The following is a 15,714-nucleotide window of genomic DNA, read 5'->3' as shown; positions in this document are numbered from 1 at the left end:
GGAAAAGTGATTAATATGATTGAGTTATTAGACAACTATTTCTCCGCGCATCACTCAGTCAGCATCAGTCACTTCAGCTACGCTTTATGTGTTCAGCAATGAGCATGTGGTATAAAAAATCTCTTTCGGCTCAATAGCAGTAGCGCTCACGCTTGCATCCCCTTTCCCCTTGCCAGGTTGATTCTGTCAACGCATTCCCTCAATGCTTTGACTTTCTCCGAAGAGAGTTCAGTTTCATCAATTGTGGCCAGAAGCGCGTTGAGGGAGCGCTCAATATCGTTTTTAGTCAACCGTAAACAGATAACCTTAACCCAACGTGGCGAGAACTTGCTGAGGCCGATTGCTCTTGTGATTCGTAATTTCATGCCATGCCTCTTTGTCGCCAGAGGAGGCGACTTGTAACTTGTTTATAACACGTTGTGGAAACAAAGCCTTCTACTCATTCGCTGTATGGTACGAATCTGAAGAATCTTTGCTCGCACAGTTAAACTCTCCCTTCATTTTTTAGGCGCGCGTATTTAGCCTTCAGAAGTTCAGCTGGCGTTGGCCCCCTCAGAGCCACTGGTGCTGCCAACGCACGACGAACAGGCGGGATTGGTTTCCCGGCTAGCACCCGCTTTTCCCACATACCCAGAAGATCACCGGCCTCGCGCTCGAGTTCTTTGTGACACAGCTGGCCATCGGTTCCGCGGCGACGCAGCTCCAGACAGATGTGATAATAAACCGGCTTAGGCCACGGATACTGCTCGCTGCTCGGGTACCGGAATACCAGCTTGCGCCACTTCCAATATTCAGCCATTACGTCAGCGGTGGTGATCCCCAGCACGCTGCGCCCTTCCCTGCACCACTTGATGAACTGGCCTGGCGAAGGCAGGAATGGACGCTCCTGACGACGCACCATGCGCATGCCCGCTTCAACCTGCTCCATTGTGGTGATCCCGTTTTCTTTGAAGGCCAGCACCCACTGACGGCGGATCTCGTTCACGTCTTCCTGGCTGCGATTAACCAGGCTTGCCGGGAACGCGGCCGCCAGCTGTACGAACAGCCCGTTGATAATCTGCGCCACCTGCTGCGTTTGTTCGCGCTCGGTGTACTGCTCTGGCATGTTGTGCGCCACGCGGCGAGCCTGTTCCCGGTCAAAATTGCGAATGCTCTCGGCTAGGTTTTTCATTCCAGCACCCCATCAATCCAGTCGGTGTTATGCAGGTCAATGCCGCCCCGGTATGGCTTTGCCGTTCCGGTTACACGCAGCCGCTTCGTGGTGAGCAGATCCCACTGCTTGCGCAGACTTGAAGGGCTCAGGATGTTGTCTTTCCAGAATTCGTCCCGGTTGGCCCACTGGAACAGGTCACAGATTTCGTAGTGAGTACGCTTGTCCTGGACACGCATCAGCCTGATGGTGTTTGCCCATTCAGCCCAGTTGGGTTCAGATAGCGATGCGTTGACGGTGAGAAGCCTGTCGTAAATCCAGCGCGCGGCCTTGAGGTCGTCAGCGGATCCCCATGATTTACCTGCCGGGGTGTATATCCCGGCGGCAGCTTCTGGATAACGTGAGAGAAATTTTTGAGTTTTCTGGTTTCGGGATTCGTCAGAATTCCGAGACGAGGATATTTTAATATTGTTCTTGTTATAGTCTTGGGTGTCTACCGTTTCCGGGAAGGTTTTTCCCGTTTTCGGTAACACTTTTCCCGATTTCGGGAAGGTTTTTCCCGTTTTCGGTTTGTCTAAAATCCAGGCAGAAAGGTCAGTATTTACACCGACGATTTTCATCACGCCCTGCTTCTGACTGAAGATAATTTTGCGTTCTGCGAGCGATTTGAGCGCATCAGAGACATGCGAATCACTCAGCCCTGTAAGCTCAGCGATCACCGTGTTCGTAACGCGGTCTTGTTTCTTGTTCCAGCCGTAGGTAAGCCAGATCACCGCCTCAAAACACTGCCACTCCCGGCCTGACATTCTCAGACGAGGCTTGAGCTGTTGGATCTCGTTAGCAACCTTGGTATACCCGTTCGACAGGTCGGCCATACGACCTCCCGGTTGTTCGGTTCTGTGAGGGAAATTGATAATTTCAGCTGTGTTTGACATACTTAGCTCCGCAATTACACTCCGTTTTTGCACCTGAAAGTCGGTTCTGTTCGCGCAGACCGGCTTTCGCCTTTTCTGAAGTCTTCATATCGCCCCCAGCATGGTTGTGACCATCGCCAGCAGCGGCGCTGTAAGATCCGGATCGACTCTGAACATTTCGAAAATCCCCTCGCCTAACTCCTTAAGCTTTTCCCTCTTCGGTGCATCGAGCATCAAAGCTTGCTTCGCCTCACTTACCTCTTTTTCTAATCTGGCCATGCGATGTGCAAAGGAGTCGTTCTTTACGACACGGTCGCGGTATCGAAGCGGTAATACGGACATGATCGCTGGCACCAGCAGTTCAACGTTCTTTCGGTACGATGCGGAGTCTTCTTTGTTGTCGAGCCAGCGGAACAGCTTCACGTTCCAGACATCGGCCTGGCCAGAAAAATCTACGCCATCAAGTTGAAGTTCTTCCGCCGCTTCTTGGATTTGAAGCGCAACAACTACGCGCCCTTCTGCCGCTGCCCACGCCCTGACTGCAGAACAAATATCTCGATGATCAAGATCCTGCTCTGCCGATTCGCTTTGATGACACGGGAATATCATTGGATTAGAGGAAGCTCTGCTACTCTGTTGAAATGAAACAGTTTGCATAGTTAAGGATCCTGTTTAGGTAAACCGTCTGTTGGGTTTGGGTAGAGATCTGGGCGCAGCTCGTGCGGAGTTACGCCGGTAACCCCATAAATTTGCAAAACTCGATCTGCCGGTACGACACCCTGATATCGATTTCGCCAATGACTAACAGTCATGGCGCTTACGGTTAGCAGTTGGGCTAAGCGCGTAGCATTTCCTGCTTTGGTAATTGCTTTATCAATTGCTTTCATAAATAGCTCCTGTAACAACAACGCAATTAAACATATTGTTTATGTTTGTGTCAACATTTTGAATATTGAGCTAATAAACATTTGGTTTAGAATTCGTCCATGAAAGAAAAAACTCATCAGATTAACCACCCCCAAGTTCAGCGGCTTAACGAGGTTCTTGAGCTCAAGAAGTTGACCAAATCAGACATGGCCCGTATATGCGGCGTCAGTGCTCAGTCGGTCAATAACTGGTTTGTTCGTGGGACGATTGGTAAAAGTTCAGCGATTAAGCTGGCGGATGCGCTTGGGGTGAGCCTTGAGTGGCTGCTTGGCCAAGATGTTGGCAAAAAAGATGGACTGAAGCCGGACGAACAACGGCTGTTGGAACTTTACCGTCAGCTTCCCGAAGAAGAGCAACAGAACATGCTTCGCATCTTCGCACTTCGCCTGAAAGAGCTGGACGAACTATATGATAAGTATATGAAAGGCCGGATTCGTTCGCAGGATGATTGAGTAATCCTTTCAGCAATGAATCGTAAAGATCCACCATAAGAAATGGCCATGAAGTGGCCTTTTTTTATGCCCCTCTAATAACTAGCACATCTTTTGTACTAAGCGACCATTCCGCGGACTTCCGGCACGCACCATTTCGTCGAATTTTTTTCCTCCAAAGGACAAAATTTCACTCTCCATAAGCACCACATAAACATTTTGTTTATCTAAAATTACTCATTTTGTTGACTACGACTTAAACTTTGTGTTTAATCTAACTCACTAAGACGCACTACGAACTACCAAGGCAGGACGCCCACGAAGTAGCCGCCGACGGCATACGAATAGTCGGATGAGGTGGAGAGATTAACGCGCATCAGGTTTAAACGTTCCGCTGGCCGGCGTTACAGGCGCATATAGGGGGAAAAATTGTGGATGACACGGTCATAAGAAAGAGTGAGCTTTATGCACATTGCAACAGCTCACTCTGGAGAAATAGGTCTAGCTGGGGAAGCATATAACCCTATTTCCATTCGTCTTCTGAGAGTTTCTGGTCAAGAAAGACTTCGAATTTTGCATAGATTTTTTCTATCTCTTCCACCGGATCGTGGGGGTCAGAAAGATTCCGGCCAGAAGAGATTTGAGCAGAACGGTAAGAGTTATATGTATCAACCGCTAAGCGAGTTAAATACAAGACTTTCTCTTCTTTTTCCACAGTTAATTCCCTCATTAGAGTGCGGGAATAACCACAATAGCACTGAAGTTAGGACCGCGATACGACAGTCAGAATTAAAAGGAAAGATAAATGATCGACTTTGCACGAACACCTTCAAGACAACAAGCTATCCGCCTCAGTGCGGCGGAAGTATGGATTCGCAAGCTTTGCTACTTACTGGCGCAAAAAGGCAATCCAGAGCTAAAAGCATGAGCTCGTTCTTTGCCCTGATCGTTACCGTCTGCGCCCTCACCGGGGAGTGCTCAGACATCATGCTCGGTGTATATCAGACCGAATCTGGTTGTGATGCAGCTGCCAAAGAGCAGCACGTTAAAGGAGAGTGTTACCCATATAGACCGGCTGACGACCACCAGCCTGCTTTCAAATTTTAATCGAGTTATGACCAATGGCTGTTACCAGCCCTTAAAAGCACAAAACCCGCGCAAGGCGGGTTAAGTACCCGGTCAGCCGACCAAAGCTTTCCGGAATCGAGTTTTGACCAATGACCACTACCCAAAGCGGCAATCACTAGCTGCGGGTATCTTACAATCAAAATTAAGGACCCGATATGGAATTCTTTCATTTAATCAAGGCAACGCAGAAATCCGGCAAAGAAGATGCCGTTATCTGGTTCACGGCTAAATCAGAAGCACGAGCCAATTTGCAGCTGGATGTAGAGCTGGAAGATGCTGGCATTGAAACCGGCCGGGGCAAGGATTATAGCAAGCCGGTTCGCACCGATTTTCCGGTTTATGGCGACCTGCCTGAAGAAAGCACAGTTGATTACTCATGGTGCAAACGCTACGAACTGCAGGACGATGGACGCACCTGGCTGCCAAAAGCTGGTGCTGAGTCAACTGGAGCCGTGGACAACACTGCCGCACCGGAACCGACCGTTAAAGTCGAAACCACCGTCGAGATTGTTCCGCTTGAAAACCGCACGCCAGCGGTCCGTTTTGCCGTCTAAGCGTCACGAACTCGCTTTGGTTCTCCGTTTCACCAGAATCTGGGCGGCTACTGATTATATTGACCGCGGAATTCTCGTTCGCGACTGGTCAGCCGGAAGCCGCATCAGCAACGTGCAGCGTACTGATTCAGGTACCAATGCAGACGGCGGCTATGTAACGGATCGCGGCGAAGGCGCTCACCACACTCTGGACACTCTCGATCTTGAGATCGCATGCGCCCTGCTGCCTATGGATTTCCATCACTTTGAAATCCCATCAAGCGTTTTACGTCGCGCCAAAGAAATCGTGGGGAAGAAAGAAGAGCCATGGAAGTCATGGAGCGCCATCCTGCGTAATCAGCCCGGCGTACTGGCGGTGAATCGTGCGGCAATCTTCAATCTGATCCGCATAGCGCCGGAAAACATCCACCACACGCCAGCGGCTCATCTTGAGTTTGTGAATAAAACCATGACTGCTGAGTTTAACTCTGCTGTGGATTTACTGCCGCTGTCTACTCCGGCTGTTGAGACCGAAGCTCCAGTTGCACAACCGCAGGTTGAAAATCTCGGTAGCGGTGTGTTCTCCATCGATGGGCTGATGGATGGAAATACCGAACCGGCCGTCAATACCTCCTCAAATGAAGTCGAAAAAACGAAATACACAGCGGAGACCACCAGCGATGTGCAGATGGAAACGGCTAAGCCAGAGAAAGACGAAGATGTTGGTTCGATACCACCGGGCGAAAGCACTGATGCAGCTAATACGCAGACAGATTCCATAGTGCCGGAAGAGCAGCAGTCAGAACCCGTAATCGAATACCCGGCTTACTTCGAGCCTGGCCGCTACGAAGGTCTGCCGAATGATGTTTATCACGCAGCAAACGGCATTAGCTCAACCCAGGTGAAAGATGCCCGCGTCAGCCTGATGTACTTTAACGCGCGCCATGTGGCTAAAACCATCCCGCGAACAGCATCCAAAGTGCTCGACATGGGAAACCTGGTGCATGCTTTAGCACTGCAGCCTGAAAATCTCGAAGCAGAGTTCAGCGTAGAACCTGAGATCCCGGAGGGAGCTTTCACCACCACCGCAACTCTGCGCGAGTTCATCTACGCGTACAACGCCAGCCTGCCGGCGCTGCTAAACGCTGACGAGATTAAAGCGTTGCTTGAAGAACATAACGCGTCCCTTCCCGCTCCAGTGCCGCTTGGCGCCAGCCTGGAAGAAACGGCTCAAAGCTATATGGCTCTCCCTGCTGAGTACCAGCGTATTGAAGAAGGCCAGAAGCAAACGGCAACGGCAATGAAGGCATGTATCAAAGAGTACAACGCCACTCTGCCGTCGCCGGTTAAAACCAGCGGCAGCCGTGATGCGCTACTCGAGCAATTAGCGATCATCAATCCTGATCTGGTGGCGCAAGAAGCGCAGAAACCGACACCGCTGAAAGTGTCCGGTACCAAAGCAGACATGATCCAGATAGTTAAATTAGTTAAGCCCGATGCCATATTCGCCGACGAACTGTTGGATGCCTGGCGCGACAACCCTGGCGAAAAGATTCTGGTTACCCGCCAGCAACTGGCCACAGCGCGGGCAATTCAGTCCGCACTACTGGCGCACCCGACCGCGGGCATGCTGCTGACACATCCAAGCCGCGCCGTTGAAGTGAGCTATTTCGGTTTCGACGACGAAACCGGATTAGAAGTGCGTGTACGCCCTGACCTCGAGATTGAACTGGACGGCGTGCGCATCGGCGCTGACCTGAAAACCATCAGCATGTGGAATGTGAAGCAAGAAAGTATGCGCGCCAGGCTGCATCGGGAAATCATTGACCGGGACTACCACCTCAGTGCGGCTATGTATTGCGAGACCGCGGCGCTGGACCAGTTCTTCTGGATTTTCGTCAACAAAGACGAGAACTACCACTGGATCGCCATCATCGAGGCGTCAACCGAACTGCTGGAACTGGGCATGCTCGAGTACCGCAAAACGATGCGCGCCATCGCAACCGGATTCGACACGGGCGAATGGCCAGCGCCGATCACTACCGATTACACCGATGAACTGAACGACTTCGACCTGCGCCGCCTCGAAGCGCTGCGCGCTCAGGCTTAAGGGGGATATATGCATAACACAAACGTTACCGTTGCTGACCAGAACACCGTTATTAACTCCAACGTGGCTTTGTTCGATTCCCAGTATCTGAACGCCATCAGCACGTTCGCGCAGATTATGGCCCAGGGCACCGCTACTGTACCTAAGCACCTGCAGGGCAATCAGGCCGATTGCATGGCTGTAGCGATGCAAGCGGCACAGTGGCAGATGAATCCCTTTGCCGTGGCCCAAAAAACGCACCTGATTAATGGTGTACTCGGGTATGAAGCGCAGCTGGTTAATGCCGTGATTTCGCGCAGCGGCGTGCTGGCAAGTCGTTTTGAATATGAGTGGTACGGGCCATGGGAAAAGGTCGTTGGGAAATTCCATATCCGTAAAGGAGACAAAGGCGAGTACCGCGTCCCGGGCTGGACCCTGGCTGACGAAGCCGGGATCGGCATCATTATCCGCGCAACGCTTAAAGGCGAAGATCAGCCAAGAGAACTCGATTTGCTGCTGGCTCAGGCCCGTACCCGAAACTCTACCCTTTGGGCTGACGACCCTCGCCAGCAGCTGGCGTACCTGGCCGTCAAACGTTGGGCGAGACTGTTCTGCCCGGATGTGATTCTGGGCGTTTATACCCCTGATGAACTCGATGATCGTCGTGAAGAACGAGAGGTAAACCCGGCACCGGCGCAGCACGTTAGCCTTGCAGACATTTCAGGTGACAACGTAACTACTACTCAAACGGCTCAGGAATCAGCTCAAAACATCGATGCACTTGCTGATGATTTCCGTGACCGCATCGAGGCGGCTCAGGATGTGGATAGCGCTAAAGCTCTGCGAGCAGATATTGAAACCGTGAAAGCAACGCTGGGTTCTGCCCTATTCACTGAGCTGAAAAACAAGGCCGTGAAGCGTTATTACCTTGTTGATGCCCGGAACAAAGTCGAAGCAGCCATCAATTCCTTGCCACCTTCAGATGAGCCCGATGCAGCTGCGCGGTTCGCAGAAGTAGAGCGCGTTCTTGCATCGTCTAAACGCCATCTGGGCGACGAATTGCATGGTCAGTTCAGCATCACCCTGGCGGATATGAAACCGGAATACGTGGACTAACGAGATCGGGAGGGGAAACCCTCCCTCAAGGAGAAGAAATGCGACTGATTAATCGAGGCAGTAAGCAATCCCCTTTAGCTCGCCAGGCATGTGAAATCGCACTCGCAGCCCACCAGCAAAGATATGGTGACTATGGGCGCAGCAAGATGAAAGAGACCTATACGGTGAAAGTGGAAGGCGTGAAGGTCTGGGTTGAAGTGGTCAACTGCAAGGCAAGCTACGTGGCCACAGCAATGACCGGCATGCGCCGACTGCGTTCCCTGCCCGGCCAGGCAAACTGAAACTGAAATATCAACGACTAAAGACCGGCATATCTATACTCATGCCGGTTACCTGAGGTGAACCATGTCGCAGGTAATTTACGATTCAGAATGGGGCGTTGCTTCAAAACTAAAAGAGAAGACAGGCCTTACAGATCGTCAGATTAAAAGCTATCGCCAAACCTCATGGGTAGAAGGTGTTCATTTTAAGAGAATCCCATTGGATGGAAGCAGCTCCGAAGAGCGAGGACTTGTCTGGTACAACATCCCAAACATTAACAGGTTTGTGAAGGAGGCATAATGGCTGCAATGCCAACGGGTGTTGAGATCCACAACAATAAGATACGAATAAGTTTCAAGTTTCAGGGCGTTAGATGTCGAGAAACATTGAAAGGATGGATCGTGAATGCTTCGAATCTCAAAAAAGCCGGGAATCTAAGGGCCAAAATTGTAAGCGAGATTCAGCTGGGCACTTTTGACTACCGGGGCGTGTTTCCGGAGTCAAAGGTAGCAGCAAAGTTTTATGCATCTAAAAATATTACGACGTTCGCCGAACTTGCATCAACCTGGTATGAAAACCATAAAATCGATCTCTCCCCCAATGCCACAAGAAGCTATGGGATAGCTGTAAGAACGTTAACAAAACTAATCGGCCCTGAAACGCCGGTTGCATCCATCACCAACAGCGACATTCTGGGCTGGAGAAAGGAATTACTGACTGGCGAGACTAACTATGCTCCCGAAAAGAGGAGAAATAAAACCGGCCGCGCCGTTAGAACAGTAGATTATTATCTGGCCATCCTGCGACAAATCCTCGACTATGCGGTTAAAAATAAAGTCATTTCATATCAACCATATGTCGGGATAAAAAGGCTTCGCAAAGGGCAAACAAAACCAGATCCGCTTCTTAGACATGAGTTTGAGCAGTTGAAAGAGACGGCTCCGGCTCAGCAGAAAAACATGTGGCAATTTTTCGCTTATACCGGCGTTCGGCCCGGGGAGCTTTGCGCTCTTGCCTGGGAGGATATCGATCTTAATTCTGGTGAAGCTAACATTGCGCGCAATCTAACTCAGGAAGGCTTATTTGGACCACCCAAAACCGAAGCTGGATACCGGACGATAAAGTTACTGGAGCCGGCTCTGGAAGCTTTGCGAGCTCAAAAGGAACTCACCGGGAGTGCCCCTAAGGTACCAATCACTTTTCACCACCGGGAGTTCGGTAAAACGGAAACGCAGAAACTGCACTTTGTGTTTATGCCTCGACCTCAGAAAGGCAAGCAAGCTGCGTACTATTCAGTCAGCTCAATTGTGTCACTATGGGATATTACAGTAAGACGATCGGGAATTCGCCGCAGACGCCCCTATCAGCTGCGTCATACATACGCATGCTGGATGTTGTCGGCAGGTGCTAATCCTGCTTTTATAGCGAATCAGATGGGTCATGAGAATGCAGAGATGGTCTTCCATGTATACTCTGCGTGGATAAATGCTCTCGATAGCGATCAGGTATCATTTTTGAATCAGCGCTTTGGCGGATATGCAAATGCCCCTATAGTGCCCCTGAAGGTAAAAACAAAGTAGTTAATTATTTGATTTCCCGGTGATATTTAATGAAAAAGCTGTTTGTGCAGTTTTATCTTTTGCTGTTTGTCTGCTTCCTGGTCATGACCATGCTGGTCGGGCTGGTCTATAAATTCACCGCCGAACGTGCAGGCAGGCAGTCGCTGGACGACCTGATGAAAAGCTCGCTCTATCTGATGCGCAGCGAGCTAAGAGAGATCCCGCCGCACGACTGGGCGAAAACCCTGAAAGAGCTGGATCTGAATCTCTCGTTCGATTTACGCATCGAGCCCTTAAAAAATTTTGAGCTGGACCCACCCGCCATGCAGCGTCTGCGCGACGGGGACATCGTCGCGCTGGATGAGAAATACACCTTTATCCAGCGTATCCCGCGCAGCCATTACGTGCTGGCCGTCGGCCCGGTTCCCTATCTCTATTATCTGCACCAGATGCGCCTGCTGGACATGGCGCTGATGGCCTTTATCGCCATCTCGCTCGCGTTTCCGGTCTTTATCTGGATGCGCCCGCACTGGCAGGACATGCTGAAGCTGGAATCCGCTGCGCAGCGTTTTGGCGAGGGGCATTTTACCGAGCGCATTCACTTCGACAGCGGTTCCAGCTTTGAACGTCTGGGCGTGGCCTTTAACCAGATGGCCGATAACATCAATGCCCTGATCGCCAGTAAGAAGCAGCTGATCGACGGAATTGCGCACGAGCTGCGCACGCCGCTGGTGCGCCTGCGCTATCGTCTGGAGATGAGCGAAAATCTGACGGAAGCGGAGTCTCAGGCGCTTAACCGCGACATTGGCCAGCTTGAGGCGCTGATTGAGGAACTGCTGACCTACGCGCGCCTCGATCGTCCGCAAAACGAGCTGAACCTCAGCACGCCAGATCTTCCTGCCTGGCTGCAAACCCACATTGATGACGTTCAGAGCGTGAACCCGCAGCGTACGCTGTTGACCCGCGTGACGCCAGGTGATTACGGCGCACTCGATATGCGCCTGATGGAACGCGTGCTGGACAACCTGATGAACAACGCCATGCGCTACAGCGAAAGTACGCTACAAATTGGGCTGGATTTGCAGGGCAGTCAGGCAAGCCTGACGGTGGAGGATGACGGCCCGGGGATAGCTCCGGAAGCGCGAGAAACCGTGTTTGAACCGTTTGTCCGCCTCGACCCCAGCCGCGATCGCGCTACTGGCGGATGTGGCCTGGGGCTGGCGATTGTCTACTCTATCGCGCAGGCAATGGGCGGCACGGTGCATTGCGAGGAGAGCGAGCTTGGCGGCGCGCGCTTCTGCTTTAGCTGGCCGGTATACCATAACATCGCCCTTCCCGTTCCTGTCTGACCTAAACCGCACGCTGGCCTGACCCGGCGTGCTGTGCTATATGATAAGTATGTTGTAACTAATGAGAGTGTTTATGGCGACTTACGATCTTCTCGAACGGCTGAACAGCACGTTTCGGGAAATAGAACACGAGCTCCTGACCCTGACTGAACGTTTGCAGACCTGCCGTATGCTGGCCGCGCGCGTCTTTACCCTGCCCGAGGTAGCTAAAGGGGCAGAACACGACCCGCTGGACACCATCGAGGTTGAACAGCACATCGGCAGCGCCGCCCTTGAGCTGGCGCTGAAACACTATCGTCGCCTGTTTATCCAGCAGCAGTCTGAAAACCGCAGCAGTAAGGCGGCCGTGCGTCTGCCCGGCGTGATCTGCCTGCAAACCGATGCGACAACGCGCGACGCGCTGGAAGCCCGGATTACCCATATCAACACCCTGAAAGCGGCATTTGAAAAGATCGTTACCGAAGAGTCCGGCCTCGCCCCTGCCGCCCGGTTTGAATGGGTGCACCGTCAGCTTCCTGGGTTAATTACCCTGAATGCCTATCGCACGCTGACGGTACTGCGTCACCCCGCCACGCTGCGCTTCGGCTGGGCGAATAAGCACATCATTAAAAACTTCACCCGGGATGAAATTCTGGCGCAGCTGGAAAAAAGCCTGAAGACGCCGCGCACCGTCGCGCCGTGGTCGCGTGAGCAGTGGATTGAGCGCCTGGAGCAGGAGTACCACAGCATCGCCTCGCTACCGGCGGATACGCGCCTCAAAATTAAGCGCCCGGTGAAGGTGCAGCCTATCGCCCGCGTCTGGTATTCCGGTAAGCAAAAACAGGTTCAGTATGCCTGTCCGACGCCGCTGATTGCGCTCTTTGATGCCGACCAGGGGGCCATCGTGCCGGATATTGGTGAGCTTTTGAATTACGATGCGGACAATGTCCAGCACCGTTACAGACCTCAGGCGCAGCCGCTGCAGCTGATTATTCCGCGGCTGCACCTGTATGTGGCGGGTTGATTATTTCAGGCTGCCAACCATCGCTTCCGGGCGAACCCAGGCATCGAACTCCGCCTCCGTCAGATAGCCCAGCGCCAGGGCGGAGGCTTTCAGCGTCAGCCCCTCTTTATGCGCTTTTTTAGCGATCTCGGCGGCCTTGTCGTAGCCGATATGGGTATTCAGCGCCGTCACCAGCATCAGGGATTCATTGAGCAACTGGCTGATACGCTCGCGATTCGGCTCAATCCCTACCGCACAGTGCTCGTTAAAGCTCTCCATCCCGTTCGCCAGCAGACGAATCGATTGCAGAACGTTGTGGATCACCATCGGGCGATAGACGTTCAGCTCGAAGTTGCCGGATGCACCGCCCAGGTTGACGGCCACGTCGTTGCCCAGTACCTGACAGCAGAGCATGGTCATGGCTTCACACTGGGTCGGGTTGACTTTACCCGGCATGATGGAGCTGCCCGGCTCATTTTCCGGAATGCTGATTTCACCAATGCCGCAGCGCGGCCCCGAGGCCAGCCAGCGCACGTCGTTGGCGATTTTCATTAATGATGCCGCCAGCCCTTTCAGCGCGCCGTGGGTGTGGACCAGCGCGTCGCAGGTCGCCAGCGCTTCGAACTTGTTGGGCGCCGTGACGAACGGCTGCCCGGTGATGTTTGCCAGCTCTTTCGCCACGCGCACCGCGTATTCTGGATGGGTGTTTAACCCGGTCCCGACCGCCGTCCCGCCGAGCGCCAGCTCCGCCAGGTGCGGCAGGCTGTACTCAATATGCTTCAGGTTATGTTCCAGCATCGCCACCCAGCCGGAAATCTCCTGGCCGAGCGTCAGCGGCGTGGCGTCCTGCAGGTGCGTACGGCCAATTTTAACGATCTCGCGGAAGGCCTGCGCTTTCTCATTGAGCGTGGATTTCAGAACGTTGAGCTGCGGAATAAGCTGCTCGCGGATAGCAATCACCGCCGCCACGTGCATCGCCGTGGGGAAGACGTCGTTAGAGCTCTGGCTTTTGTTGACGTCATCGTTCGGATGGATCTTACGCTCCATGCCGCGCACGCCCCCCAGCAGTTCGCTTGCCCGGTTCGCCAGCACTTCGTTCATGTTCATGTTGCTTTGGGTGCCGGAACCGGTCTGCCAGATGGCGAGGGGGAATTCGTCGGGATGCTTGCCCGCCAGCACTTCGTCGGCGGCGTTGATGATGGCGGTCGCTTTGTCTGCCGTCAGCAGGCCTAAATCCTGGTTCACTTTCGCAGCTGCACGTTTGGTGAGCGCCAGCGCCTGAATCAGCGAGACGGGCATTTTTTCAGTCGAGATACGGAAATGCTCCAGCGAACGCTGGGTTTGCGCGCCCCATAGCTTGTCGGCCGGGACGTCGATGGCGCCCATCGAATCTTTCTCATGGCGTACCGTGGTCATTACTTTCTCCTTGATAACAAAAGAGGGATTGCTCACATGCTTAAGGGATAAGTATTGATGACTTCTGAGAAACGTTATGGCGCTTTGTGCGCTCTTTTTGGTGTCGGGTGGCGGCTGCGCCTTACCCGACCTACGAGAATGCAGGCCGGGTAAGCGTCAGCGCCACCCGGCAATTTATAGAATTACTTCACACACGCCGAACACTGGGACGACTGGATCTGCTTGAAGAAGTCGTTGCCTTTGTCATCCACGAGGATAAACGCCGGGAAATCTTCCACTTCAATTTTCCAGATCGCTTCCATACCCAGTTCCGGGTATTCCACGCACTCCAGGCTCTTGATGCTGCCCTGTGCCAGCACCGCTGCCGGGCCGCCGATACTGCCGAGGTAGAAGCCGCCGTGCTTGTGGCAGGCGTCCGTCACCTGCTGGCTGCGGTTACCTTTCGCCAGCATGATCATGCTGCCGCCGTTGGCCTGCAGCTGGTCAACGTACGAGTCCATACGTCCTGCCGTGGTTGGGCCTAACGAGCCAGAGGCGTAGCCTTCAGGCGTTTTCGCCGGGCCAGCGTAGTAGATTGGGTGATCTTTAATGTACTGCGGCAGCCCTTCGCCATTGTCCAGACGCTCTTTCAGCTTCGCGTGCGCGATGTCGCGCCCCACGATAATCGTGCCGTTCAGGGAGAGACGGGTCGAGACCGGATACTGCGAAAGCTGCGCCAGAATCTCTTTCATCGGACGGTTCAGGTCAACGCGAACCGCTTCACCCTCACCTGCTTTACGCAGCTCTTCCGGAATGTATTTGCCCGGGTTGTTTTCCAGTTTTTCGATCCACACGCCTTCGCGGTTGATCTTGGCCTTGATGTTGCGATCCGCAGAACAGGAGACGCCCATCCCGACCGGACAGGAGGCACCGTGACGCGGCAGACGGATCACGCGCACGTCGTGGGCAAAGTATTTTCCGCCAAACTGCGCGCCGAGACCCAGGTTACGCGCCTCTTCCAGCAGTTCCTGCTCAAGCTGTACGTCGCGGAACGCCTGGCCGTGCTCGTTACCTTCGGTAGGCAGGCCGTCATAGTATTTGGTTGAGGCCAGCTTGACGGTTTTCAGCGTGCTTTCAGCCGAGGTACCGCCAATCACAAATGCGATATGGTACGGCGGGCACGCCGCGGTGCCGAGGGTGCGCATCTTCTCAACCAGGTAGTTCTTCAGCTTGCCCGGGGTGAGCAGCGCTTTGGTTTCCTGGTAGAGATAGGTTTTGTTGGCTGAACCGCCGCCTTTGGCGATACAGAGGAATTTGTACTCATCACCGTCGACGCTGTAGAGGTCAATCTGTGCTGGCAGGTTGGTGCCGGTGTTGACCTCTTTGTACATGTCCAACGCGGCGTTTTGCGAATAGCGCAGGTTGTCTTCGGTGTAGGTGTTATAAACGCCGTGCGCCAGCGCCGCTTCGTCACCGCCGCCGGTCCAGACGCGCTGGCCTTTTTTACCGACGATGATCGCCGTGCCGGTGTCCTGACAGGTTGGCAGAATGCCTTTCGCCGCGATATCGGAGTTACGCAGGAACTGCAGGGCAACGTATTTATCGTTTTCGCTGGCCTGCGGGTCGCTCAGGATATCGGCCACCTGCTGCTGGTGCGCAGGACGGAGCATAAACGAGGCGTCGTGGAAAGCGTGCTGCGCCAGCAGCGTCAGCGCCTGCGGATCGACTTTGAGGATCTCTTGTCCTTCAAACTCAGAAACGGAGACATGATCGCGGGTTAACAGGTAATACTCGGTCTGATCCTTACTGAGGGGGAAAGGATCCTGATAATGGAAGGGTTTATTCGACATTGGTCTCTCACTTACTGCTTCGGTCTGTTT

The 15,714-nt window shown here is 53.3% G+C and carries 19 protein-coding genes; 11 read left to right on the top strand and 8 right to left on the bottom strand.

Translation table 11 applies throughout. From position 1 onward, the window contains the following. Nucleotides 1-146 precede the first annotated feature (146 nt). The 5 genes from OTG14_RS05730 to OTG14_RS05710 all read right to left on the bottom strand — a co-directional run bounded on the left by OTG14_RS05730 (nt 147) and on the right by OTG14_RS05710 (nt 2,951). A complete protein-coding gene (locus OTG14_RS05730) occupies nt 147-365 on the bottom strand; it encodes a hypothetical protein (RefSeq protein WP_267214706.1) in 219 nt (72 codons plus the stop codon). A gap of 119 nt (nt 366-484) precedes the next feature. Further along, nucleotides 485-1,171, bottom strand: coding sequence for a replication protein P (locus OTG14_RS05725; protein ID WP_101744521.1), 687 nt, complete (start codon nt 1,169-1,171; stop codon nt 485-487). Continuing rightward, nucleotides 1,168-2,085: a replication protein gene (locus OTG14_RS05720; protein WP_267214705.1), complete on the bottom strand. Its 918-nt coding sequence runs from the start codon at nt 2,083-2,085 to the stop codon at nt 1,168-1,170. Before OTG14_RS05720 ends, OTG14_RS05725 begins: the two co-directional genes overlap by 4 nt. Before the next feature lie 84 nt (nt 2,086-2,169). Beyond that, nucleotides 2,170-2,721, bottom strand: coding sequence for a toxin YdaT family protein (locus OTG14_RS05715; protein ID WP_267214704.1), 552 nt, complete (start codon nt 2,719-2,721; stop codon nt 2,170-2,172). Nucleotides 2,722-2,723: 2 nt separating this feature from the next. Further along, the gene (locus OTG14_RS05710; protein WP_072250700.1) at nt 2,724-2,951 is read right to left on the bottom strand and encodes a transcriptional regulator; all 228 of its coding nucleotides are present in this window, start codon (nt 2,949-2,951) and stop codon (nt 2,724-2,726) included. A 99-nt stretch (nt 2,952-3,050) separates the two neighbouring features. Between OTG14_RS05710 and OTG14_RS05705 the strand changes: the two genes are divergently transcribed. Further along, nucleotides 3,051-3,443, top strand: coding sequence for a helix-turn-helix domain-containing protein (locus tag OTG14_RS05705; protein ID WP_059311998.1), 393 nt, complete (start codon nt 3,051-3,053; stop codon nt 3,441-3,443). Nucleotides 3,444-3,945: 502 nt separating this feature from the next. Here OTG14_RS05705 and OTG14_RS05700 read toward each other — a convergent pair. Further along, nucleotides 3,946-4,137, bottom strand: a complete 192-nt coding sequence (locus OTG14_RS05700; protein ID WP_059311999.1) for a hypothetical protein — start codon at nt 4,135-4,137, stop codon at nt 3,946-3,948. A 90-nt stretch (nt 4,138-4,227) separates the two neighbouring features. Here OTG14_RS05700 and OTG14_RS05695 point away from each other — a divergent pair, with 90 nt between their 5' ends. From OTG14_RS05695 to tus, 10 genes are all read left to right on the top strand, one after another. Beyond that, the gene (locus OTG14_RS05695; protein ID WP_258321457.1) at nt 4,228-4,350 is read left to right on the top strand and encodes a hypothetical protein; all 123 of its coding nucleotides are present in this window, start codon (nt 4,228-4,230) and stop codon (nt 4,348-4,350) included. Further along, complete coding sequence (locus OTG14_RS05690; protein WP_125913603.1) at nt 4,347-4,529, top strand: DUF1482 family protein; 183 nt, start codon at nt 4,347-4,349, stop codon at nt 4,527-4,529. The genes OTG14_RS05695 and OTG14_RS05690 overlap by 4 nt, the downstream gene beginning before the upstream one ends. A gap of 176 nt (nt 4,530-4,705) precedes the next feature. Beyond that, complete coding sequence (locus tag OTG14_RS23780; RefSeq protein ID WP_425340236.1) at nt 4,706-5,104, top strand: RecE family exodeoxyribonuclease; 399 nt, start codon at nt 4,706-4,708, stop codon at nt 5,102-5,104. Beyond that, entirely contained in the window at nt 5,067-7,193 is a 2,127-nt protein-coding gene (locus tag OTG14_RS05685; protein ID WP_425340235.1) for an exonuclease family protein, read from the top strand. Before OTG14_RS23780 ends, OTG14_RS05685 begins: the two co-directional genes overlap by 38 nt. 9 nt (nt 7,194-7,202) lie before the next feature. Continuing rightward, a complete protein-coding gene (locus OTG14_RS05680; protein ID WP_047647991.1) occupies nt 7,203-8,288 on the top strand; it encodes a RecT family recombinase in 1,086 nt (361 codons plus the stop codon). A 38-nt stretch (nt 8,289-8,326) separates the two neighbouring features. Next, nucleotides 8,327-8,569, top strand: a complete 243-nt coding sequence (locus OTG14_RS05675; protein ID WP_048979543.1) for a DUF4060 family protein — start codon at nt 8,327-8,329, stop codon at nt 8,567-8,569. 64 nt (nt 8,570-8,633) lie between these two features. After that, nucleotides 8,634-8,849, top strand: a complete 216-nt coding sequence (gene xisR, locus OTG14_RS05670; RefSeq protein WP_047647992.1) for an excisionase family protein — start codon at nt 8,634-8,636, stop codon at nt 8,847-8,849. Then, nucleotides 8,849-10,129, top strand: a complete 1,281-nt coding sequence (locus tag OTG14_RS05665; RefSeq protein ID WP_267214703.1) for a site-specific integrase — start codon at nt 8,849-8,851, stop codon at nt 10,127-10,129. The genes xisR and OTG14_RS05665 overlap by 1 nt, the downstream gene beginning before the upstream one ends. Before the next feature lie 29 nt (nt 10,130-10,158). Further along, nucleotides 10,159-11,457, top strand: coding sequence for a two-component system sensor histidine kinase RstB (gene rstB / locus OTG14_RS05660; protein ID WP_024909335.1), 1,299 nt, complete (start codon nt 10,159-10,161; stop codon nt 11,455-11,457). Nucleotides 11,458-11,530: 73 nt separating this feature from the next. Continuing rightward, nucleotides 11,531-12,460, top strand: coding sequence for a DNA replication terminus site-binding protein (gene tus / locus OTG14_RS05655; RefSeq protein ID WP_248272163.1), 930 nt, complete (start codon nt 11,531-11,533; stop codon nt 12,458-12,460). Here tus and fumC read toward each other — a convergent pair whose 3' ends face one another. Next, nucleotides 12,461-13,855 carry a class II fumarate hydratase gene (gene fumC, locus OTG14_RS05650; RefSeq protein ID WP_248272164.1) on the bottom strand — a complete coding sequence of 465 codons (1,395 nt, stop codon included), beginning with the start codon at nt 13,853-13,855 and terminating at the stop codon, nt 12,461-12,463. 182 nt (nt 13,856-14,037) lie between these two features. Continuing rightward, on the bottom strand, nt 14,038-15,684 hold the full coding sequence (fumA, locus tag OTG14_RS05645; protein WP_061715401.1) for a class I fumarate hydratase FumA: 1,647 nt from the start codon (nt 15,682-15,684) through the stop codon (nt 14,038-14,040). Nucleotides 15,685-15,714 lie beyond the last annotated feature (30 nt).

Source organism: Enterobacter pseudoroggenkampii, from assembly GCF_026420145.1.
Taxonomy (GTDB): Bacteria; Pseudomonadota; Gammaproteobacteria; order Enterobacterales; family Enterobacteriaceae; genus Enterobacter; species Enterobacter pseudoroggenkampii.
The sequence above is the reverse complement of the archived record's forward strand: the minus strand, read 5'-3'. Positions and strand labels throughout refer to the sequence as shown.

Excerpts from the sequence above, each read along its gene's own strand:
- OTG14_RS05730 (WP_267214706.1), bottom strand. The coding sequence starts at position 365 with ATGAAATTACGAATCACAAGAGCAATCGGCCTCAGCAAGTTCTCGCCA.
- OTG14_RS05725 (WP_101744521.1), bottom strand. The coding sequence starts at position 1,171 with ATGAAAAACCTAGCCGAGAGCATTCGCAATTTTGACCGGGAACAGGCT.
- OTG14_RS05720 (WP_267214705.1), bottom strand. The coding sequence starts at position 2,085 with ATGTCAAACACAGCTGAAATTATCAATTTCCCTCACAGAACCGAACAA.
- OTG14_RS05715 (WP_267214704.1), bottom strand. The coding sequence starts at position 2,721 with ATGCAAACTGTTTCATTTCAACAGAGTAGCAGAGCTTCCTCTAATCCA.
- OTG14_RS05710 (WP_072250700.1), bottom strand. The coding sequence starts at position 2,951 with ATGAAAGCAATTGATAAAGCAATTACCAAAGCAGGAAATGCTACGCGC.
- OTG14_RS05705 (WP_059311998.1), top strand. The coding sequence starts at position 3,051 with ATGAAAGAAAAAACTCATCAGATTAACCACCCCCAAGTTCAGCGGCTT.
- OTG14_RS05695 (WP_258321457.1), top strand. The coding sequence starts at position 4,228 with ATGATCGACTTTGCACGAACACCTTCAAGACAACAAGCTATCCGCCTC.
- OTG14_RS05690 (WP_125913603.1), top strand. The coding sequence starts at position 4,347 with ATGAGCTCGTTCTTTGCCCTGATCGTTACCGTCTGCGCCCTCACCGGG.
- OTG14_RS23780 (WP_425340236.1), top strand. The coding sequence starts at position 4,706 with ATGGAATTCTTTCATTTAATCAAGGCAACGCAGAAATCCGGCAAAGAA.
- OTG14_RS05680 (WP_047647991.1), top strand. The coding sequence starts at position 7,203 with ATGCATAACACAAACGTTACCGTTGCTGACCAGAACACCGTTATTAAC.
- OTG14_RS05675 (WP_048979543.1), top strand. The coding sequence starts at position 8,327 with ATGCGACTGATTAATCGAGGCAGTAAGCAATCCCCTTTAGCTCGCCAG.
- xisR (WP_047647992.1), top strand. The coding sequence starts at position 8,634 with ATGTCGCAGGTAATTTACGATTCAGAATGGGGCGTTGCTTCAAAACTA.
- OTG14_RS05665 (WP_267214703.1), top strand. The coding sequence starts at position 8,849 with ATGGCTGCAATGCCAACGGGTGTTGAGATCCACAACAATAAGATACGA.
- rstB (WP_024909335.1), top strand. The coding sequence starts at position 10,159 with ATGAAAAAGCTGTTTGTGCAGTTTTATCTTTTGCTGTTTGTCTGCTTC.
- tus (WP_248272163.1), top strand. The coding sequence starts at position 11,531 with ATGGCGACTTACGATCTTCTCGAACGGCTGAACAGCACGTTTCGGGAA.
- fumC (WP_248272164.1), bottom strand. The coding sequence starts at position 13,855 with ATGACCACGGTACGCCATGAGAAAGATTCGATGGGCGCCATCGACGTC.
- fumA (WP_061715401.1), bottom strand. The coding sequence starts at position 15,684 with ATGTCGAATAAACCCTTCCATTATCAGGATCCTTTCCCCCTCAGTAAG.